Annotated in this window: 18 protein-coding genes; 12 read left to right on the plus strand and 6 right to left on the minus strand. The window is 65.7% G+C overall.

Annotation, left to right across the window (positions count from 1 at the left end; all coding sequences use genetic code 11):
• Positions 1-6: 6 nt before the first annotated feature.
• Positions 7-522: a thioesterase family protein gene (locus tag ACREE8_RS22890; protein WP_431575333.1), complete on the minus strand. Its 516-nt coding sequence runs from the start codon at positions 520-522 to the stop codon at positions 7-9.
• 232 nt (positions 523-754) lie between these two features.
• Here ACREE8_RS22890 and ACREE8_RS22895 point away from each other — a divergent pair, with 232 nt between their 5' ends.
• The 7 genes from ACREE8_RS22895 to ACREE8_RS22925 all read left to right on the plus strand — a co-directional run bounded on the left by ACREE8_RS22895 (position 755) and on the right by ACREE8_RS22925 (position 8207).
• Positions 755-2353, plus strand: coding sequence for an ABC transporter substrate-binding protein (locus tag ACREE8_RS22895; RefSeq protein ID WP_431575334.1), 1599 nt, complete (start codon positions 755-757; stop codon positions 2351-2353).
• A gap of 108 nt (positions 2354-2461) precedes the next feature.
• Complete coding sequence (locus ACREE8_RS22900; RefSeq protein WP_431575335.1) at positions 2462-3472, plus strand: ABC transporter permease subunit; 1011 nt, start codon at positions 2462-2464, stop codon at positions 3470-3472.
• Positions 3473-3481: 9 nt separating this feature from the next.
• Entirely contained in the window at positions 3482-4375 is an 894-nt protein-coding gene (locus ACREE8_RS22905) for an ABC transporter permease subunit (protein WP_431575336.1), read from the plus strand.
• 9 nt (positions 4376-4384) lie between these two features.
• Positions 4385-5362, plus strand: a complete 978-nt coding sequence (locus tag ACREE8_RS22910) for an ABC transporter ATP-binding protein (RefSeq protein ID WP_431575337.1) — start codon at positions 4385-4387, stop codon at positions 5360-5362.
• Entirely contained in the window at positions 5359-6390 is a 1032-nt protein-coding gene (locus ACREE8_RS22915; protein ID WP_431575338.1) for a dipeptide ABC transporter ATP-binding protein, read from the plus strand. The genes ACREE8_RS22910 and ACREE8_RS22915 overlap by 4 nt, the downstream gene beginning before the upstream one ends.
• A gap of 415 nt (positions 6391-6805) precedes the next feature.
• On the plus strand, positions 6806-7570 hold the full coding sequence (locus ACREE8_RS22920) for an MlaA family lipoprotein (RefSeq protein ID WP_431575339.1): 765 nt from the start codon (positions 6806-6808) through the stop codon (positions 7568-7570).
• Between the two features lie 4 nt (positions 7571-7574).
• Entirely contained in the window at positions 7575-8207 is a 633-nt protein-coding gene (locus ACREE8_RS22925) for an MlaC/ttg2D family ABC transporter substrate-binding protein (RefSeq protein ID WP_431575340.1), read from the plus strand.
• A gap of 201 nt (positions 8208-8408) precedes the next feature.
• Here the strand turns inward: ACREE8_RS22925 and ettA are convergent, their stop codons facing one another.
• The 3 genes from ettA to ACREE8_RS22940 form a co-directional block, all read right to left on the minus strand.
• On the minus strand, positions 8409-10088 hold the full coding sequence (gene ettA, locus ACREE8_RS22930) for an energy-dependent translational throttle protein EttA (protein WP_431575341.1): 1680 nt from the start codon (positions 10086-10088) through the stop codon (positions 8409-8411).
• Between the two features lie 162 nt (positions 10089-10250).
• Positions 10251-11696 (minus strand): DUF294 nucleotidyltransferase-like domain-containing protein, encoded by a 1446-nt coding sequence (locus ACREE8_RS22935; RefSeq protein ID WP_431575342.1) that lies wholly within the window; start codon positions 11694-11696, stop codon positions 10251-10253.
• Positions 11697-11710: 14 nt separating this feature from the next.
• Positions 11711-13051, minus strand: coding sequence for an exonuclease domain-containing protein (locus ACREE8_RS22940; RefSeq protein WP_431575343.1), 1341 nt, complete (start codon positions 13049-13051; stop codon positions 11711-11713).
• Positions 13052-13318: 267 nt separating this feature from the next.
• Here ACREE8_RS22940 and ACREE8_RS22945 point away from each other — a divergent pair, with 267 nt between their 5' ends.
• A complete protein-coding gene (locus tag ACREE8_RS22945; protein WP_431575344.1) occupies positions 13319-13702 on the plus strand; it encodes a response regulator in 384 nt (127 codons plus the stop codon).
• 79 nt (positions 13703-13781) lie between these two features.
• Here the strand turns inward: ACREE8_RS22945 and ACREE8_RS22950 are convergent, their stop codons facing one another.
• Positions 13782-15017: a hypothetical protein gene (locus tag ACREE8_RS22950; RefSeq protein ID WP_431575345.1), complete on the minus strand. Its 1236-nt coding sequence runs from the start codon at positions 15015-15017 to the stop codon at positions 13782-13784.
• Between the two features lie 2 nt (positions 15018-15019).
• Between ACREE8_RS22950 and ACREE8_RS22955 the strand changes: the two genes are divergently transcribed.
• A complete protein-coding gene (locus ACREE8_RS22955) occupies positions 15020-15607 on the plus strand; it encodes a hypothetical protein (RefSeq protein WP_431575346.1) in 588 nt (195 codons plus the stop codon).
• Positions 15608-15869: 262 nt separating this feature from the next.
• Here ACREE8_RS22955 and ACREE8_RS22960 read toward each other — a convergent pair whose 3' ends face one another.
• The gene (locus tag ACREE8_RS22960; protein ID WP_431575347.1) at positions 15870-16262 is read right to left on the minus strand and encodes a hypothetical protein; all 393 of its coding nucleotides are present in this window, start codon (positions 16260-16262) and stop codon (positions 15870-15872) included.
• A gap of 410 nt (positions 16263-16672) precedes the next feature.
• Between ACREE8_RS22960 and ACREE8_RS22965 the strand changes: the two genes are divergently transcribed.
• The 3 genes from ACREE8_RS22965 to ACREE8_RS22975 form a co-directional block, all read left to right on the plus strand.
• A complete protein-coding gene (locus ACREE8_RS22965; protein WP_431575348.1) occupies positions 16673-17296 on the plus strand; it encodes a CDP-alcohol phosphatidyltransferase family protein in 624 nt (207 codons plus the stop codon).
• Between the two features lie 45 nt (positions 17297-17341).
• A complete protein-coding gene (locus ACREE8_RS22970; RefSeq protein WP_431575349.1) occupies positions 17342-19090 on the plus strand; it encodes a bifunctional alpha/beta hydrolase/class I SAM-dependent methyltransferase in 1749 nt (582 codons plus the stop codon).
• Positions 19087-20052, plus strand: a 966-nt coding sequence (locus ACREE8_RS22975; protein WP_431575350.1) for a phosphatase PAP2 family protein, incomplete at its 3' end; no start/stop codon positions are given. The genes ACREE8_RS22970 and ACREE8_RS22975, both read left to right, overlap by 4 nt.

A 20052-nucleotide genomic window follows, 5' to 3' on the forward strand; every position in this document is an offset into this window, starting at 1 on the left:
CAGCGATCAGGCCGGATCGGTCGGCGAACGCCGCGGGATCGAGATGCCGCGACCGACCGGCGCCGGCAGCGGGATCGTCCGATGGGCCTCCAGCACGCGGGCGAGATGCGCCTGAAGCTTTGGCGGCATCGCCGCCACCCGGCGCTGGTTCATGTCGATATAGAGGATGAGCCATTCTACAGTCGCCGCCAGATAACCCTCGTCCGCGTGGTACATCGCCTGAACGAAATAAACCCGACGCGGATCGACATCGATCAGCTGGGTCGTAATCCGCAGCGGCGCGCCCTCGAACAATTCGCGCTTGAAGCTCAGATGCATCTCGGCAGCGAAGGTCGAGGCCTGCAGGGTCTCGGCAGTCCCGCGTTCGAATCCGAACTGATCATAAACCCGGTCATACGCCAAATCGAAGCAATGCAAGTAATAGGCGATATTGAAATGACCGTTGCTGTCGATCCAGGCTGGAAGGACCTTCAGTCCTTCGGCCAGAAAGGGGATCTCGATCGGGGGAAGCTCGTCGCGCATGGCGCGGCACCTTAGCGAAAGAGCGATGCCGGTCAAGCTGTTACCGCGTTGCATCGAAACGCTCAAAAGCGCTGAGGCAGAGCCGGTCCTGCGCTGTGATCACGCGCTCCCAAATTGTCCTCGCACATTGACAAGGCCGATTGGGGCCGCCTAGGGTCGCGGCCAAGGTGGTCGTCCGTGAACCAGTGCTCCGGAAAGGCCGCCGCAATCAATTTCGGGGAGGTCATCGTCTATGAAACGTCAACTGTTGGGTGCCGTCGCGGCGCTGGCGATTGTCGCCAGTTTTGCCGTCGCAGCCGAAGCAAAGACCCTGGTCTATTGCTCGGAAGGCAGCCCAGAGAATTTCAATCCGCAGATCAACACCACCGGCACCAGCTTCGACGCCGTCTATCCGGTCTATAACCGGCTCGTCGAGTTCAAGCCCGGCACCACCGAGATCATGCCGGCGCTGGCCGACAGCTGGGATGTCTCCGACGACGGCCTCACCTACACCTTCCACCTGCATAAGGGCGTGAAGTGGCACACGGTGAAGGGCTTCAAGCCGACGCGCGATTTCAACGCCGACGACGTGATCGCGACCTTCAATCGCGAGTGGAAGGCGGACGATCCCTATCACAACATTTCCGGCGGCGCTTACGACTACTTCAACGACATGGGCATGGCCGATCTGCTGAAGTCGATCGACAAGGTCGACGACCTCACGGTCAAGTTCACGCTGACCGAACCGAACGCGCCCTTCATCGCCAACATGGCGATGGATTTCGCGGCCATCCTGTCCAAGGAGTACATGGACGCGATGATGAAGGCGGGCACGCCCGAGCAGGTCGACCAGCTTCCGGTCGGCACCGGCCCCTTCATCTTCGTCGACTACCAGAAGGACGCCGTGATCCGCTACAAGGCGAATCCGGATTATTTCCGCGGCAAGCAGAAGATCGACAATCTCGTCTTCGCCATCACGACCGACGCCACGGCGCGCATGGCCAAGCTGCAAGCCAATGAATGCCAGGTCGCGCCCTATCCGAGCCCGGCCGACATCGAGAAGCTGAAGGCTGATCCGAACCTGCAGGTGCTGCAGCAGGAAGGCCTCAATGTCGGCTATGTCTCGATGAACGTCACGAAGAAGCCCTTCGACGACGTGCGCGTGCGTCAGGCCATGAACATGGCGATCGACAAGGACGCGATCATCAAGGCCGTGTTCCAGGGCGCGGGCAAGCCGGCGGTCAACCCGATCCCGCCGACCATCTGGTCCTACAACAAGGACATCAAGCCCTATCCGTACGATCCGGCGAAGGCGAAGGCCCTCCTGGCCGAAGCCGGCTATGCGAACGGCTTCACCACCGATCTCTGGTACATGCCGGTGCAGCGTCCCTATAACCCCGACGCGAAGAAGATCGCCGAGCTGATCCAGGCGGACCTGGCCAAGCTCGGCATCACGGCGGAGCTGAAGAGCTTCGAATGGGGCGAGTACCGCAAGCGTCTGCAGGCGGGCGAGCACCAGATGGGCCAGCTCGGCTGGACCGGCGACAATGGCGATCCCGACAATTTCATGGGCGTGCTGCTGTCCTGCCAGTCGGCCCGCGAAGGTGGCCAGAACCTGTCCAAATGGTGCAACAAGGACTTCTCGGCCCTGATCGACGAGGCCAAGAAGACCTCCGACATCGCGAAGCGCACCGAGCTCTATATGAAGGCTCAGGTGATCTTCCATGACGACGCGCCCTGGATCCCGATCGCGCATTCGGTGGTCTATCTGCCGATGAGCAAGAAGGTGATCGGCATGAAGGTCCATCCGCTGGGCACCCACATCTTCGAAGGCGTGGATATCCAGGAGTAGAGCGCTCGAAAGACGGGGCCGGCGGAATCGAAAGGTTCCGCCGGCCAATTTCTTTTCGGCGCTTTTATTTTCGCTATGACACGCTCGATCCCCACGCGCTGAGGACGCATGCTGCGATTCCTCCTGACGCGCGTCAGCCTGGTCATCCCGACCTTCTTCGGGGTCGTCTTCCTCGCGTTCCTGCTGATCCACCTCGTGCCCGGCGATCCGGTCGAGGTCCGCGTCGGCGAGCGCGGCATCGATCCGGTCCGGCATGCCAAGCTGCTGCATGAGATGGGGCTCGACCGCCCGCTCTCGATCCAGTTCCTCGACTATGCCGGCCAGGTGGTCAGCGGCGATCTCGGCATCTCGCTGGTGACGCATCGTCCGGTGCTGGACGAGTTCCTGACGCTCTTTCCCGCGACCTTCGAGCTCGCCTTCTGCGCGATGATCTTCGCGACCATCCTGGGCCTGCCCGCCGGCATCCTCGCCGCGGTACGACGAGGATCGATCTTCGACCATGCGGTGATGGGGGCGTCGCTAACCGGCTATTCCATGCCGATCTTCTGGTGGGGCCTGCTGCTGATCCTGACCTTCTCTGTCAATCTGCATTGGACGCCGGTCTCGGGGCGCATCGCGCTCGATTACTTCTTCGATTCCACCACCGGCCTCATGACTGTCGACTCGCTTCTGTCCGGCCAGGAGGGCGCCTTCCGTTCCACCCTCTCGCATCTGATCCTTCCGACCATCGTCCTCGGCACGATTCCACTGGCGGTGATCGCGCGCATGACGCGCTCTTCGATGCTCGAGGTCCTGGGCGAGGACTATATCCGCACCGCGCGCGCCAAGGGCCTCCCCGCCTGGCGCGTCATCTCGATCCATGCCTTGCGCAACGCGCTCATTCCGGTGGTGACGGTGATCGGCCTGCAGGTCGGCACGCTCATGGGCGGCGCCATCCTGACCGAGACGATCTTCTCCTGGCCCGGCATCGGCAAATGGCTGGTGGAATCGATCAACCGGCGCGACTACCCGGCGCTCCAGGGCGGCGTGCTGCTGATCGCCACCCTGGTGATGTCGGTCAATCTGCTGGTCGATCTGCTCTACGGAATGCTCGATCCCCGCATCCGGCACCGGCGCTAGGACAGGACGATGGCGGAAACCTCCACCCGGCCCAATCTCCAGCCGATCTCGCCCGCTCGCGAGGTCTGGCTCGCGATGCGCGCCAATCGTGGCGCGATGCTGGGGCTGATCATCATCGTGATCCTCATCCTGGCGGCCGTCTTTGCCGATTTCGTGGCGCCGCATCCGCCGGCCGAGCAGTATCGCGACCATTTCCTCGAGCCGCCGGTCTGGCAGGCGGGTGGATCATGGGTGTTTCCGCTCGGCACCGACGATGTCGGCCGCTGCATCCTCTCGCGCATCATTTATGGCGCGCGGCTGTCGCTCTTCATCGGCAGCATCGTGGTGACGCTCTCGCTGGCGCTCGGGATCGCCTTCGGCATGCTGGCCGGCTTCTTCCGCGGCCTCACCGACATCGGCCTGATGCGTTTCATGGACATCATTCTGTCGATGCCGAGCCTGCTGCTCTCGATCGTGATCGTCGCGATCCTGGGCCCCGGCCTCGTCAACGCCATGATCGCGGTCGCGATCACCTATGTGCCGCATTATGCGCGCCTCACGCGCGCCGCCGTGCTGGGCGAGCTCAACAAGGAATATGTCACGGCCTCGCGCGTGGCCGGCGCCGGCACCTTCCGGCTGATGCTGGTGACGATCCTGCCGAACTGCGTCGCACCCCTGATCGTCCAGGCGACCTTGAGCTTCTCGACCGCGATCCTGGACGCGGCGGCCCTCGGCTTCCTCGGGCTGGGCGCCCAGGCGCCCACGCCCGAATGGGGCACGATGCTGGCGGACGCGCTCAAATTCCTGCAGCGGGCACCCTGGGTCGTCACCTTCCCCGGGCTCGCCATCCTGATCACCGTGCTGGCCTTCAATCTGATGGGCGACGGGCTGCGCGACGCGCTCGACCCGAAGCTCAAGCGCTGAGGCCGGTCCATGGCGCTGGTCGAGATCCACAACCTGGCCGTCGAATTCCAGACCCATCGCGGGCCGTTCCGCGCGGTCGACGGAATCGACATCACCATCGACGAGCGCGAGGTGCTCGGCATCGTCGGGGAGTCAGGATCCGGCAAGAGCGTTTCGATGCTGGCGCTGATGGGGCTCATCCCCTTCCCCGGCCGGGTCACGGCGGATCGGCTCGATTTCGCAGGACGCAACCTCCTGGCGCTGTCGGGCGCCGAGCGCCGGCGCATCGTCGGCAAGGACATCGCCATGGTGTTCCAGGAGCCGGGCACCAGCCTCAATCCCTGCTTCACGGTCGGCTACCAGATCATGGAGACCCTGAAGGTGCATGAGGGCGGAACCCGCCATGAGCGCCGGCGCCGCACGGTCGAGCTGCTGGGCCAGGTCGGCATCCCGGCGCCCGAGACCCGCATCTCGGCCTTCCCGCATCAGCTTTCGGGCGGCATGAACCAGCGGGTGATGATCGCGATGGCGATCGCCTGCAACCCGCGGCTCCTGATCGCCGACGAGCCGACCACCGCGCTCGACGTCACCATCCAGGCGCAGATCCTGGAGCTGCTGATCGAGCTGCAGCGCCAGCGCGGCATGGCGCTCGTGCTCATCACCCACGATATGGGCGTGGTCGCCGAGACCGCACAGCGCGTCATGGTGATGTATGCCGGCCAGCAGGTCGAAGAGCAGACGGTCGACAGCCTGTTCGCCCGGCCGCACCATCCCTATACGGCAGCACTCCTCGATGCGCTGCCGGAACGCAGCGCCGCCAAGACCCGGCTCGCCACCATCCCGGGCGTGGTGCCCGGCATCGACGACCGGCCCAGCGGCTGTCTCTTTCATCCGCGCTGCCGCTATGCGCAGGAGCGCTGCGTCCGCGAGGTGCCGCAGCTCGAGGGCGGCATCGCCGCCGGCCGCGTGCGTTGCCATTTCCCGCTGAACAGCGGAGCCGCGCGATGACCGCCGCCCCGATGACGGTCGTCGCGCCCTCGGCCCCTCTGGTCGAAGCCCACGACCTCGGTCGCGACTACATCGTCGGCAGCAGCATGTTCCGCGGCGGGCTGGCGCTCAAGGCCGTGGCCGGCGCCAATTTCACCGTGACCGCGGGACGCACTTTGGCCGTGGTCGGCGAATCCGGCTGCGGGAAATCGACCCTCGCCCGCATGGTCACCATGATCGAGCGGCCCACCTCCGGGCGGCTCCTGATCGACGGCAATCCGATCGAGAAGGCCGATGGCGCGACCCTGAAGCGGCTGCGGCCGCTGGTGCAGATGGTGTTCCAGAATCCCTATGCCTCGCTCAATCCGCGCAAGCAGGTCGGCCAGATCCTGGAAGAACCGCTCGTGATCAACACCAGCCTCGATGCCAAGGCGCGGCGCAAGGCCGCTCAGGAGATGATGGCGAAGGTGGGTCTGCGGCCGGAGTTCTATCAGCGCTACCCGCATATGTTCTCGGGCGGCCAGCGCCAGCGTATCGCCATCGCCCGCGCGCTGATGCTGCGGCCCAAGCTGGTGGTGGCGGACGAGCCGGTCTCCGCCCTCGATGTCTCGATCCGCGCCCAGGTGCTGAACCTGATGATGGATCTCCAGGCCGAGTTCAATCTCGCCTATCTCTTCATCTCGCACGATCTGGGCGTGGTGAAGCATATCGCCGACGAGCTGATGGTGATGTATCTCGGCCGGCCGGTGGAGCAGGGTCCGCGCGACGTGATCTTCGCCCATCCGCGCCATCCCTATACCAGCGCGCTCCTGGCCAGCACGCCTGCGGTCGATCCCGCCCATCGCCGCCTGCGCACCGCGATCAAGGGCGAGCTGCCCTCGCCCCTCAACCCGCCGCCCGGTTGCGCTTTCCATCGCCGCTGCCCGCTGGCGACCGAGCGCTGCGCCCGCGAGCGCCCCGAATCCCGGCTGGTGGATGGCCGTCTGGTCGCCTGCCACCATGCCGAATCGGTCGGCGAGGCCACGGCGAAGGCGCAGCCGCCGGCCTGACCGGCCGGCTCTTCCCGGAGCGGGGCTCCTCACCTCTATCCCACGGCAATTATTGCGACTTTTGGGTCACAGTTGGCTCCGGCGGCAGCTTTGGCAGCGCCTGGCCGCCCGATACGCCTTGGAATAAGATGGTTAATAGGGATAGATGGCGTGCTCTGAACCCGGGAGAAGCGGCCGTCGGATCGAGCTCAGGGTCTCGCGACGGCCGTGCATACAGGGTTGGTTAACGGTCAGATGCCACCCTCGGTGGGGGGATCACCGTGAGCGATGTCGCGGGAACATCAGGCGTGGGGGCTTTACCGCTCCGGCGCCTGGGGGTTTCGTCCGGCCTCAAGCATCACGACGATCCGCAAGGGGAATGGGCGCGGTATTTGGGGATCGGCGTTCGATGCGGTGCGGTGGATTGAAGGCAATCGTGGCGGCAGTGGGGTTCGCGCTGCTGACTTTGACCTATGGCTGTGCCGCGGTTCCAACGGACCCGGACGAGAAGGCCGCCTATGACGAGCGGAACGACCCTTACGAGCCCATGAACCGCTACTTTTTCGATCTCAACAACGCCATGGACGAACTGGTCCTGAAGCCGTTCGCGGGCTGGTACTACATCCTGCTGCCGAATTTCGCCCAGGACGGCGTGCGCAATGCGCTGAACAACCTGCGCACCCCCGTGATCCTCGGCAACGACCTGCTCCAGGGCGATCTCGACCGCGCCGGCATCACGTTGGCGCGCTTTTTCATCAACAGCACGCTGGGCATCGCGGGATTGTTCGATGTCGCCAGCGAATTCGGCCTGATCTATCACGACGAGGATTTCGGCCAGACGCTGGCCGTCTGGGGGACCGGCGAGGGCCCCTATCTCGTCCTGCCGATCCTGGGGCCGTCAAATCCGCGTGATGCGACTGGCCGCGGGGTGGATATGGCGATGGATCCGCTTACCTGGATCCTGCCGATGTATGATCTGGGCTATCTGGGTTATATCCGGGCCGGCCTGGACGCCGTCGATCTGCGCGCGCGCAACCTGAAGACGCTCGATGAGATCAAGCAGGGTGCGATCGATTACTACGCCACCATCCGCAGCCTCTATCGCCAGCACCGCAATGACGAAATCCGCAATGGCGCCCCGCCCGATTCCGTTTCGGTCCTCGACTACATCACCGACCCCCAGACGTCCGAGGCGCCCTGATCCCATGATCGCCCGTCGCGCCTTTCTCATCGGGGCCACGGCCCTGCTCGCTATCGGCCTTTCGGGACCTCTGGGCTTCCTCGCCCGCAGCGCCGCCGCCGCCGGCGATCCGGCCGAATTCATCCGCAATCTCGGCGACGAGGCCCTGGCGCAGCTGGTGGGCAGCGACATCACGAAGGCCGAGCGCGCCGAGCGCTTCCGCAAGCTGCTGGTCGCCAATTTCGACGTGCCCGCCATCGGCAAGACCGTGCTCGGGCGCTATTGGAAGACCGCGACGCCGGAAGAGCAGCAGGAATATCAGAAGCTGTTCGAGGATTTCCTGGTCGGCAACTACGCGCAGCGTTTCGGCCAGTATGCCGGCGAGAAGTTCACCACCGCCGGCGTGCGCGAGGAAGGCGACGGCATGCATACCATCATGACCGTGATCGCCCGGCCGAACGGCCAGACCGCCCGCCTCGACTGGCTGCTGCGCGACGATGGCGACAGCTACAAGATTCTCGATCTCAAGATCGAAGGCATCAGCATGTCGGAGACGCACCGCTCCGAGTTCGCTTCGGTGATCCAGAACAATGGCGGCAAGGTCGCCAGCCTGATCGACGCCCTGCGCAAGAAGACCGCGCAGATGAACGCGGGCTGATTCGGGCACGCGGTCGCGGACCGACCATTCTCATTTCTCTTTCCTCTCCGCCCGCGTAGCGGCGGGGGAGAGGGTAGGGTGAGGTGGGTCGGAGGTTCACCCTCACCCAGCTCCGAGTAAGTCTCCGCTTCGCTCCGACTAACTCTTCGCATCCCTCTCGCTCACTGCGTGAGGGCGAGGAAAGATAGGGAGCGTCTGCGTTTACCGCGTCAGCGGCTTGAAGTGGATGCGGTGCGGCTGGTCGGCTTCGGCGCCCAGGCGCTTATGGCGGTCGACCTCGTAATCGGCGTAGTTCCCTTCGAACCAGACGACCTGGCTCTCGCCTTCGAAGGCGAGCATGTGGGTCGCGATGCGGTCGAGGAACCAGCGATCATGGCTGATGATCACGGCGCAGCCCGCGAAATCCAGCAGGGCTTCCTCGAGCGCGCGTAAGGTATCGACATCGAGATCGTTGCTGGGCTCGTCGAGCAGCAGCAGGTTGGCGCCGGACTTCAGCATCTTGGCGAGATGCACCCGGTTGCGCTCGCCGCCAGAGAGCTGGCCCACCTTCTTCTGCTGGTCCGCACCCCTGAAGTTGAAATTCGAGACATAGCCGCGGCTGGCGACCTTGCGCCCGCCCAGATCGAGCTCGTCGGAACCGCCGGAGATCTCTTCCCAGACGGTCTTGTTGGCGGCGAGCGTGTCGCGCGACTGGTCCACATAGCCGAGCTTCACCGTGGGCCCGATGCGCAACGTGCCGCCATCGGGCGTCTCCTGCCCGACGATCATGCGGAACAGCGTGGTCTTGCCGGCGCCGTTCGGTCCGATCACGCCGACGATGCCGCCCGGCGGCAGCTTGAAGCTCAATTCCTCGATCAGCAGCCGGTCGCCGAAGCCTTTCTTCAGGCCGGTGGATTCGATCACCAGATCGCCCAGCCGCGGTCCCGGCGGGATCGTGAGCGTGCCGGCATCGGCCGCCTGCTTGGCGCTGTTGGCCACCAGGCTTTCATAAGCCGTGATACGCGCCTTGCTCTTGGCCTGGCGCGCGCGCGGACTCTGTTTGATCCATTCCAGCTCGCGTTCGAGCGTGCGTTGCCGGTTGGTCTCCTGCTTCTCCTCGAGCTCGAGGCGCTTGGCCTTCTGCTCGAGCCAGGAGGAGTAGTTGCCCTCCCAGGGAATGCCCTTGCCGCGATCGAGCTCGAGGATCCAGCCGGCGACATTGTCGAGGAAGTAGCGGTCATGGGTCACGGCCACGACGGTGCCCGCATATTCATGCAGGAAGCGTTCGAGCCAGGCGACGGATTCGGCATCGAGATGGTTGGTGGGCTCGTCCAGCAGCAGCATGTCGGGCTTCTGCAGCAGCAGCCGGCAGAGGGCCACGCGGCGGCGCTCGCCGCCGGAGAGCTTGTCGACGGGAGAATCGCCGGGCGGGCAGCGCAGCGCATCCATGGCGATCTCGATGGTCCGGTCGAGATCCCAGCCATTGACGTTATCGATCTTCTCCTGAAGCTCGCCCTGCTCCGTGATCAGCTTGTCCATCTCGTCGGCCGAGATATCCTCGCCCAGCTTCATGCTGACGGCCTCGAAGCGGTCGACCAGCTTCTTGATCGGCGCCAGGCCTTCCATCACGTTGCCGGCCACGTCCTTGGTCGGATCGAGCTGCGGCTCCTGCGGCAGGAAGCCAACGGTGGCGCCGTCGGCGACCCAGGCCTCGCCGGCGAAATCCTTCTCGATGCCGGCCATGATCTTGAGCAGGGTCGATTTGCCCGAGCCGTTCAATCCCAGCACGCCGATCTTGGCGCCGGGCAGAAAGCTCAACCAGATGTCCTCGAGCACCTTGCGGCTGCCCGGATAGACCTTGGTCAAGCCCTTCATCACATAGATGTATTGGTAGGCGGCCATCGGCCCTACGCTCCTCGGTTCATGCCCTGGACGGGAACCCGGACGGCGCAGCCAAACGAAGCCGGCGCCCGGCCCGGGAAAGGCGGTCTTCTTAACGCAAAGCGGGCTCTCCCGCAAAGCGGCCTTTGGGCAGGGCTGCCATCCCGCCGGAACCCGTTCCGTTCAGGCCAGCAGGGCGTTCTTGACGATCACATCGACCATGGCGATGAGCGTCAGGGCGCGCTTCAGGTTCGTGCGCTGGAACCGCATCAGGCGCCGGACCTCGACCAGGGCGGTCGGCTCACGGCCGGCCTCCAGATCGACGATCTGCTGCTCGAGGATGGCCCGCATGATCAGCTCCTCGGCCTCCTGCAGGCCAGCGAGGTCGCTGCTGTTGATGAGGCCTGCCCTGGCGGCCCCCGCCAGCCGCGCCGAAGTCGAGGTCGCGGGAACACCGGCCTTGAGCGCGAGGATGCGGGCGCCTGACGTCAATGGCAGCAGGCCGCCGCGCTTGAGATCGACGCGGCCCTGGCTCATGCGGAACCGGCCGAACAGAGTGAGTGCCGAAACCCGCGCGTCGAGCGTGGCGCTGAGACGGGCCAGCAGGGCCCGGTCCTGGGCAGCGGCCATCGCCTCCTGCCGCAGCGCCTCGGCGAGCCGCCGGTCGCCATGGACCGGCTGGAAGTCGTAGAAGATATCGACCGACAGCAGCGCACCCGGGTCGGCCTGACGGACCCATTCCGCCACCTGCCCCTGCCAGCCTTGCAGGCTGTGACGGCAGGCGGATTCCGAGGCCATCACCTTGCCGCGGCAATAGGGGATGCCGGCCGCGTCCAGCAGGTCGGAGGCGCGCCGGCCGAGCTCGGCGAACCAGTCATCGTCCTGGATTTCACGGCCCGCATGGACCAGCGCATTGTCCTGATCGGCCGCCAGCAGGCTCTCCCCGCGCCCGCCCGATCCCAGGATCAGATAGCACCAGGCGGCCGGCGCCGGACCGCGGCCCTCGGCCGCCATGCTCTCCGCCGCGAGTTCCGCGGCTCGCGCGCTGATGTCGCGCAAGACCGCGCTCAACACCGCGGCGACATCGAGCACCGACAGCTTCTCGTGCAACAGGGATCGAGCGAGTGCGGGGAGCCGCCCGCGGATGTGCGCCATCTCGGCGCCGCTCTTCGCATCGGCGATCTCGTCGCCCAGCATCAGCGCCTGGTTGGCGCGTTCCTTCAGTAGCGCGCCGGCGCTGATCACGCCCACGAGCTCGCCGGTCACAGGATCGCTGACCGCGAGCTGGCGGATGCCGCGCCGGCCCATGCGGGCGAGGGCCGTGTAAAGAAAAGAGTCGGCCGGGACGCTCGCCACCGGATGCGCCATGAGGCTCGCGAGAGGTCGATCGAGCGCCACGGCACCTTCCTTGGCGATCGCCCGCACCACGTCATATTCGGTCACGATGCCGACGAGCCGTTGCCCGGCATCGACGACCAGCACGGAGCTGACGCGCCGATCGCTGATGAGCTGGGCGGCCTGGGACAGCAGGGCCTCGGGCGATGCCGTGACCGGCGGGCTCGACATCGCTTCACCCACCCGGTGGCGGTAGGGGAAGACATCGACCCGCTCGATCAGATCGCGTTCCACTTTCCCAGCGTCCCCTACCAGCCCGCGGCCCGCTGCCGGCGGACCACTTCCTTCGGCCGCAAAGCGAAGCCGATCGCGGCCGAGAGCGTCACGATCCCGGCCCCGGTCAGCATCGGCACCAGCCGGCGGAAGATCTCGGCGGTCATCAGCGCGTCGCCCAGGGCCGTGTGCCGGCCGCGCACCTCGACGCCGAGATCGGCCGCGATCGTCTCGAGATCGAGCTTGGTGGTGCGCGGCCGCAGCGCGGCATAGAGATTGAGCGTGTCCAAGGTCACGGGTCGTGCCCATTCCCGGCCCGCCAATTTCATCTCGCGATCGATCATGGCCATGTCGAAGCCGATATTGTGGCCGATCACGACGACATCGCGACAGGCCGAGGCGAGGCGGGTCGCGATATCCGCGAATGTCGGCGCGCCCGCGACCATGGCGTCCGTGATGCCGTGGATCGCGGTCGAACGCGGCGGAATCGGCATCCCCGGATCGCAGAGCAGGTCGAAGATATGGGTCGGGTAGATGCGCGTGCCCTGCATGCGCACGCCGCCCGCCGAAACGATGCGGTCCTTGCCGACATCGAGCCCGGTGGTCTCGGTATCGAACACCAGGATCGGCAGCTCGGTCAGGACCATCTCGTGATGGATCGGTTGGCTCGCCGGCGGCCGATCATGCAGGGCCAGGTCATGCTCGAGATGACGCCGGAACGCCGCCTGGCCCGCGGCGAAGCGCAGCAGCGCGCCCATCTCCTCGCCGAGATCGGTCACCGTCGCCGCGATCCGTTCGCTGCCGGCGCTCAGCAACTCCGTCTCCTGCGGGGTCGCCGCGGCCGCGGCTTCATCCAGGACGCGCGCGAAGCTGCGCCGTTCGAACAGCTCGAACACGCTCAAGCCCGGCGCCACATGGTCGCCGAACAGGCTCTTGGCCGCGGCATTGACCAGGCTGATCTGTCCCTGCGGAGTCACCACGAGGATCGCCTGATCGAGCGCGCCCAGGACCGCGCCCAGCCGGCGATCGCGGGATTCACGCCGGGCGATCTCATGGCCGCCCAGCTCGGCGATCGCGAGCTCCAGACGGTCGAGTGCCCCCGCACGGCCCATGCGCGGGGGCGGCATCGGCACGCCCTGGTCGCCCAGCAGCAGCACCGTCGCGCGCAGCCGTTCGAGATGGGCGAAATGAGCATCGATCTGCCGCCAGGCAAAGCCCAGGCCACCGAGGCCCAGCAAGACGCCGCCGGCGAGAGTCGCGGTCGGTCCCAGACCCCATCGGGCCGACTCAAACCCCAGGGCGGCTAGGAGGATCAGCAGCAGCCCGAGGCCCGCCCCGGCCATGAGCAGCCCCAGCCTGCCCCTCGTATCGATCATGCTCTTGAACCGTCCCCCGGGCGCCTACCCTGCCATGGGCATGCGCGCCGGCCATGATGGTGCCCGATCGCCCGGCCTTGGAAAGCCTAATCGCCGGCCCATCATCACGTTGGTCAGGCAATCAATAAAGCGCTCGAAGAAATGCGGGTAAGACCAAAGGGTTGAGTGACATGACCATCCGGATAGCCCATGCTTGACATCAATTGTTGTTAACCGCCGCGATCATAATATTGATCGGCCTGAGGGTGGGCACAGGGCAGGCTCGTTATGCCAACAGCGCAACAGAAGACGGTTCTTGTTGTCGACGACAATGCGGATTTCGCGGAGTTCGTGAAGAGCGCCGCCGAAATGCTCAATCTCAACGCCGTGATGCTGACGGATTCCAATCGCTTCCAGGATGTCTTCGAGGAGCTTTCGCCGGATATCCTGGTGCTCGACATGGTGATGCCCGGGATCGAGGGCACCGAGATCGTCGACTGGCTGGCCGAGCGCAAGGCCGACGTCAAAGTGATCATCGTCAGCGGGTTCAACCCGCTCTACTCGAAAATCGCGCGCACGCTGGCGGAGGCCAAGGGCCTCGGCACGGTCATGACCCTGCGCAAACCGGTTCGGCTGGCGGAGATGCTGGCGGCGCTGGGCGACGCGCGCTGACGGGGCAGCAAAAAGGCGACAACCCGATTTCGTCTGCCGGCACCGGTTTCGACCGCCGCCGCTATCCGCGCGAACCGCTTTACGGCGTTCGCGCGGCCAGTGCCGCCGCGATCTGTTTCTTCGTTGCCTTGACCTCGCCCGGAAAGGTCGAGGCTGCACCGGATTTGGGATAGCCCTCGATCACCACGGCCTGCAGCCGGTCGAGCCGGTCCGACAGATCGAGGCCGGCACCGGAGGCCATCTTCACCGCGACGTCGCGCACCGTCGACAGCAGGCTGCCGCGGTAATGGTCGATATATTGATCGCCGTCATAGCTCTTCGCCTTGGCCTCCTCGGCCAGCTCACTCGTCAGGCGATCGATCGCCCGCGTCACCGGTTCCGAAAGGCCACTCGAAGGCTGGAACGGCAGCCGGACGACGAGGGACAGGGCTTCCTGCACCCATAGCGAATTGCCGCTGGCCAGTGCTTCGGTCAGATCGGCCTCGAGCATGGGCCGGGCCGCGATGCGCTTCAGCGCCGTCTCGCGGATGTCGTCGGGGATCTTGTAATAGCCGACATAACCGTCCCAGGTGAAAAGCGGATCGGCATCGGTGAGGGCCGCGAAGTTTCGGCGTGTCTGCTGAATATCTTCGTCTTCACGCTCCTGCTCGGCCGCGGCGTCGGCCGCCGCCTGCTGGTTCCAGCGCGCCATCTCCTTGATCGTGACGAACCCCGCCAGCGCGCCGAAGATCGCGATACCGGCGAACAGCGCATAGCGACTTGCTGCCACCGCGCGAAGCTCGGCCGGCGCGTCCACGACCCAGGCCGCATAGAGGATCAGGATCGCCGGCATGCCGATCGCGACCCAGCGCGACGCGACCACCATGCCGTGGTCCCAGCGCTGGTCCGATCCGGTCGTCTCCATGGTGATGCTGATCGCGGCGAAGCAGAGCAGGCCGATCGCGATGAAGCCGGCGATCACGATGACGAACCGCAGCCCCCGCCCCTCGGCCGGGATCCAGTCGAACCCGCCGACGGCGACGCAGCCGATCAAGGCGACCGCCAGGGCCACGGTATAGAGGAAGGCCGCGAAGACGATGGCCAGGGCCGCGCCCATCTGCGCATCGCCGCCGCTGGGCTTGTCCGACAGGACCGCGAGATAGAGGAACAGGCCGGCGCCGAACGCCGCCACGAGGATCGGAAGATTGAGGAGATAGCGCAGAGGGGCCTGGACCTGTCTTACGAAGGAATGGATTTCCGTCGAGTATTTCGCCGGCGGCGCCGGGTCTCGTTCGATCGAAAGAGGCTTTCGATCAGCCGCCGCTCGACGAATCAACCATGGATTCCATTCTTATCATGAAGAAGCTCCTGGGCCTTTGCGTTCTCGCATCGGCCGCCCTTCTGGCCGGCCCCAGCCTGGCCCAATCGCTGACCGGCTGCTTACCCATCACCATGCACGACGTGGCGCCGCTCGATCCGCCGGCCTTCGCCACCTATCCGGCCGCTGTCGTTTCGATCGCCAAGCCGGCGGTGCCGGACCTCGCCAGCAATGCCGAAGCCAAGGAGTTCAAGACGGCACTGCGCGGAGGCGCCAAGGACGGACCGAACTTCACCGGCCATTTCACGATCGTCGGCTGGGGCTGCGGCAGCGCCTGCCTCGATTTCGGCATCCTCGATGCCAGGAACGGCCATGTCTATTTTCCGCCCGAGCTGCGCGCCATCAGCGTGATGAATGTCGCAAGCTCGCCCGGCGAGGCGGCGCCGGATTACGACGCGCTGCGCTTCCGCCCCGACAGCGATCTCATCGCCGTGCTGGGCGCCCCCAACGAGGACGAAAGCAAGGAAGGCATCGCGTATTATCGCTGGGACGGGAAGAAGCTCGTCACGGTGAGGGCCTATCCCAGCGCCAAGACGCAATGCGAGTAGGGGTAGGAGAGCGACGCAGAAGGTAAGCGCAATACGCTCTTTGTCGTCACCCCGGCCCCCGGGTCCGGCCGAAGGCCGGCCCGAGGCTAAACTCCGGCCGGGGTCCGTGAACACCCATCGAGCAAAGCCACGCACGGTCCGTGTTCATGGATGCCGGTCGTAGCCTGTCCTCGTGCGCGCCTACGGCGCGACACGGGGCCGGCATGGCTATAGAAGCGTAGGGGGTGACCTCTATTCACCGTCACCCCCATCCCTCGCTCGCTCAGAGCTTCTCCGTCAGCAGCGCGCGGATCTCGTTGTCGCTGAAGGCGCCGTCGAGGCCCTGGGCCCAGGCGCATTGCATCTCGAGCACACCGCCGCCGAAGCTGAGCTTCTTGGCCGATTTGTCGGCGACGTTCTTCAGCTTGATCGTCTTCAGCCCGTCGCGCACCGCTGCCTTGCCCATATCGTCCTGGCAGATCATGCGCAGCGCCATGTTGAGGCGGTGGCAGGAGACATTGTCCATGAAGTTGAGCGCTTCCGCGTTGTCCTGAACGCTGGGCCAATCGACCTCGTAGGGAATGGCCTTGCCACAGATCTCCTCGATCTCCTTGGACCGCCCCGGAAGGGTGACGTCCTGAAGCTCCTTCACCTTCCGCCTTTCGTTCAAACCCATCTCAAACCTCCTGAGGGGCGCGGAGGAATCCCCCTCGCCCGGTGTTGGACATCCATCATCGGACATCGCGATGTCGGGGATATGTCGACTCGTCCCGCCATCGGCTGCAATTGTTTCAACGGGCTCATCGTTCCAGGCAAGGTGAAAATCCGAAACCGGGGCCGGGGAGGCAAAAAACCTATCCCTTCTGTCAAAATCGGCGGAATTCCCTTCCAAAGCCGTCCTTTGCCCGGGTCCAGAACGCCTAATTTTCGCCCCAGCCCCTTACGATGCTTTATGAATGCGCCTGTTGCGATCCGGCCCGGAGCAACCGAGGATTGAGGCGGCGATGGCGGGCACCCCGGCGATCGGGAGCCTCGCGGCGCCGACAGGGAATGCGGCCGGATCGCGGGGCCCGAGGGGGATTTTGAGTGGCGACGCTTTACGCATTGAAGCCGCGCTTCCAAGCGCTGCTGCGCCCGATGGTTGGGCAGATGGCGGCCGCCGGCGTCACCGCCAACCAAGTGACCTTGGGCGCCTGCCTCGGCTCGATCCTGATCGGGCTGCTGCTGATCGCCTGGGCGGCGGCCCATCCCATCCTGTTTCTCCTGATCCCGGTCTGGCTCTTCCTGCGCATGGCGCTCAATGCGGTGGACGGGATGCTGGCGCGCGAGTTCGGGCAGAAGAGTCAGCTCGGTGCCTATCTCAACGAGATCACCGACGTCGTCTCCGACGCGCTGCTCTATGCGCCCTTCGCGCTGGTGGCGCCTTTCGGACCGCTCGAGGTCGGGCTGGTGATCCTTCTGGCCGCCGTCTCCGAGATGGCCGGCCTGCAGGGCCTCACGCTCGGCGCCACGCGCCGTTATGACGGGCCGTTCGGCAAGAGCGACCGGGCGCTCGCCTTCGGCGCCCTGGGCTTGTGGGTCGGCATCGGTGGCCCTAGGCCCGACTGGCTGCATTGGATCATGCCGCTCATGGCGCTAGTCCTGGCGATCACGATCGTCAATCGCGTTCGCGGCGGCCTCGCCGAAGCGCGTGGGAAGACGCCCGGCTGATTCGAAAACTCTATTCCCGTTCATTCATCCAATCTGGGAGCCACCATGCGCCCCGTCGAAGACCACAAATTCCTGACCCATGACGGGGTCGAGCTGTTCTACCGGTATTGGCCGGCCGCGGGCGCCCCGCGCGGTGCCGTCGTGCTTTTCCATCGCGGCCATGAGCATTCCGGCCGCGTCGCGCATCTGGCCGACGAACTCGATCTGCCGGACTTCGCCGTCTTCGCCTGGGATGCGCGCGGCCATGGTCATTCGCCTGGCGAGCGCGGCTTCAGCCCCAGCCTCGGCACCTCCGTGCGCGACGTGCAGACCTTCGTCGATCACATCGCAGCCCAGCATGGCATCGCCGTCGAGGACATGGCGGTGATCGCGCAGAGCGTCGGCGCGGTGCTGGCCGCCACCTGGGCCCATGATTACGCGCCGAAGATCCGCGCGCTGGTGCTGGCCTCGCCCGCCTTCAAGGTGAAGCTCTATGTGCCCTTCGCGCGGCCGGGGCTCGGCCTCATGCGCAAGCTGCGCGGCCATTTCTACGTCCAGTCCTACGTCAAGGCGAAGTTCCTGAGCCACGATCCGGAACGCATCGCCTCCTTCGATTCCGATCCGCTGATCACGCGCGCCATCTCGGTCGATATCCTGCTGCAGCTCTATCGCACCGCCGAGCGCATCGTCGCCGACGCGCGCGCCATCACCATTCCGACGCAGATCCTGATCTCGGGCGCCGACTGGGTGGTACATCACGGGCCGCAGCATCGCTTCTATGAGCGGCTCGGCACGCCGATCAAGGAACGCCACATCCTGCCGGGCTTCTATCACGACACGCTGGGCGAGAAGGATCGCAAGCTCGCGATCGACAAGGCGCGCGCCTTCATCCTGGCCCGCTTCGCCGAGCCCTTGAACCGGCCGTCGCTGCTCGACGCCGACAAGTACGGCTATACCCGCGATGAATCCGACGAGCTGGCCTCGCCGCTGCCGCCCCTGTCGGCGCGCGGACTCTACTGGACAGGCATGCGCAACAACCTCAAAGTCGGCGGCCTCATCTCCGACGGCATCGCGCTCGGCCACAAGACCGGCTTCGATTCCGGCTCGACCCTCGACTATGTCTATCGCAACAAGCCGACCGGCATCGGGCCGATCGGGCGCGCCGCCGACAAATCCTATCTGGACTCGCCCGGCTGGCGCGGCATCCGCCAACGCAAGATCCATGTCGAGGAGCTGATCCGGATCGCCATGGCGCGGCTCCAGGCCGCGGGCGCACCGATCCGGGTGATGGACATCGCCGCCGGCCACGGACGCTATGTGCTGGAATCGCTCGAAGGCAGCGCCATCAAGCCGAACTCGATTCTACTCCGCGACTATAGCGACATCAATGTCGCCGCCGGCCGCGCGCTCATCGAGCAGAAGGGCTTGGGTGCCATCGCCCGCTTCGAGCAGGCCGACGCCTTCGACCGCGCCAGCCTCGCCGCCGTGACCCCGCGTCCGACCGTCGCCGTGGTGTCCGGTCTCTACGAGCTCTTCGCCGACAACGACATGATCCGCCGCTCGCTCGGCGGCGTGGCCGACGCCGTCGATGCCGGCGGCTTTCTCGTCTATACCGGCCAGCCCTGGCATCCGCAGCTCGAGCTGATCGCGCGGGCGCTGACCAGCCATCGCCAGGGCCAGGCCTGGATCATGCGTCGGCGCACCCAGGCCGAGATGGACCAGCTCGTCGCCAATGCCGGCTTCCGCAAGCTGGAGCAGCGCATCGATGAGGACGGCATCTTCACCGTCTCGCTGGCGCAGCGGATCGCCGGATGACGCTGGAACGATCCTATTCAGCCGGCAGGCTGGCCCCGGCAACGGGCGCCAGGATCGAGCCCCACCCCTGGCGGCGTGCGATCCTGTGGCTCGCCTTGCTCGGGCCCTTCTTCTTCGCCAGCTATGGCCTCGCCAATTATCTGGCGACCCAGCGCAGCGACGTGGGCTCGGTGGTGTTCGGTTGGGAACATCAGATCCCCTTCCTGCCCTGGACCATCATTCCCTACTGGTCGATCGATCTGCTCTACGCGATCTCGGTCTTCCTCTGCACCAGCCGCGCCGAGCTCGACGCCCATGCGCGCCGGCTGCTGACCTGCCAGATCGGCGCCGTCACCTGCTTCATCCTGTTCCCGCTGCGCTTCACCTTCGCCCGGCCGGATATGACGGGCCTGCCGGGTTTGATGTTCGATGCGCTGACCAGCTTCGACAAACCGTTCAACCAGGCGCCCTCGCTGCATATCGCGCTGCTGGTCGTGCTGTGGGTGGTCTATGCGCGCCATGTCCCGCGCTGGCTGGTCTGGCCGCTGCATCTTTGGATGGCGCTGATCGGCGCTTCCGTTCTGACCACCTATCAGCATCATTTCTTCGACCTTCCTACCGGTGCGGCGCTGGGCTTCTTCGCGCTCTGGCTCTGGCCGGACAGCGTTCCCAGCCCGGTGACGAAGTTTCGGCTGGCGCGCGCTCCCCGGCGCCTCGCCCTGGCGCTCTATTACGCGCTGAGCGCCACCCTTGCGGCCGCGGCCGCACTCGTCATCGGCGGCTGGGGCTGGTGGCTGTTCTGGCCGGCCTTCTCCCTGGCGCTCGTCGCTGCCAACTACGCGTTTCTCGGGGCCGCAGGGTTCGAGAAGGCGCCCGACGGCCGCATGTCTCTCGGCGCCATCGTTCTGCTGCTGCCCTACCTCCTGGCCGCCGCCTTCAATGGCTGGCTCTGGCGCCACGGCCAGGGTCCGGCGGTCGAGATC

This window comes from Hypericibacter sp., from assembly GCF_050729195.1.
Classification (GTDB): domain Bacteria; phylum Pseudomonadota; class Alphaproteobacteria; order Dongiales; family Dongiaceae; genus Hypericibacter.

Bases quoted from the DNA above. Each gene is read 5' to 3' on its own strand.
- ACREE8_RS22890 (WP_431575333.1), bottom strand. From the start codon at position 522: ATGCGCGACGAGCTTCCCCCGATCGAGATCCCCTTTCTGGCCGAAGGA.
- ACREE8_RS22895 (WP_431575334.1), top strand. From the start codon at position 755: ATGAAACGTCAACTGTTGGGTGCCGTCGCGGCGCTGGCGATTGTCGCC.
- ACREE8_RS22900 (WP_431575335.1), top strand. From the start codon at position 2,462: ATGCTGCGATTCCTCCTGACGCGCGTCAGCCTGGTCATCCCGACCTTC.
- ACREE8_RS22905 (WP_431575336.1), top strand. From the start codon at position 3,482: ATGGCGGAAACCTCCACCCGGCCCAATCTCCAGCCGATCTCGCCCGCT.
- ACREE8_RS22910 (WP_431575337.1), top strand. From the start codon at position 4,385: ATGGCGCTGGTCGAGATCCACAACCTGGCCGTCGAATTCCAGACCCAT.
- ACREE8_RS22915 (WP_431575338.1), top strand. From the start codon at position 5,359: ATGACCGCCGCCCCGATGACGGTCGTCGCGCCCTCGGCCCCTCTGGTC.
- ACREE8_RS22925 (WP_431575340.1), top strand. From the start codon at position 7,575: ATGATCGCCCGTCGCGCCTTTCTCATCGGGGCCACGGCCCTGCTCGCT.
- ettA (WP_431575341.1), bottom strand. From the start codon at position 10,088: ATGGCCGCCTACCAATACATCTATGTGATGAAGGGCTTGACCAAGGTC.
- ACREE8_RS22940 (WP_431575343.1), bottom strand. From the start codon at position 13,051: ATGATCGATACGAGGGGCAGGCTGGGGCTGCTCATGGCCGGGGCGGGC.
- ACREE8_RS22945 (WP_431575344.1), top strand. From the start codon at position 13,319: ATGCCAACAGCGCAACAGAAGACGGTTCTTGTTGTCGACGACAATGCG.
- ACREE8_RS22955 (WP_431575346.1), top strand. From the start codon at position 15,020: ATGGATTCCATTCTTATCATGAAGAAGCTCCTGGGCCTTTGCGTTCTC.
- ACREE8_RS22960 (WP_431575347.1), bottom strand. From the start codon at position 16,262: ATGGGTTTGAACGAAAGGCGGAAGGTGAAGGAGCTTCAGGACGTCACC.
- ACREE8_RS22970 (WP_431575349.1), top strand. From the start codon at position 17,342: ATGCGCCCCGTCGAAGACCACAAATTCCTGACCCATGACGGGGTCGAG.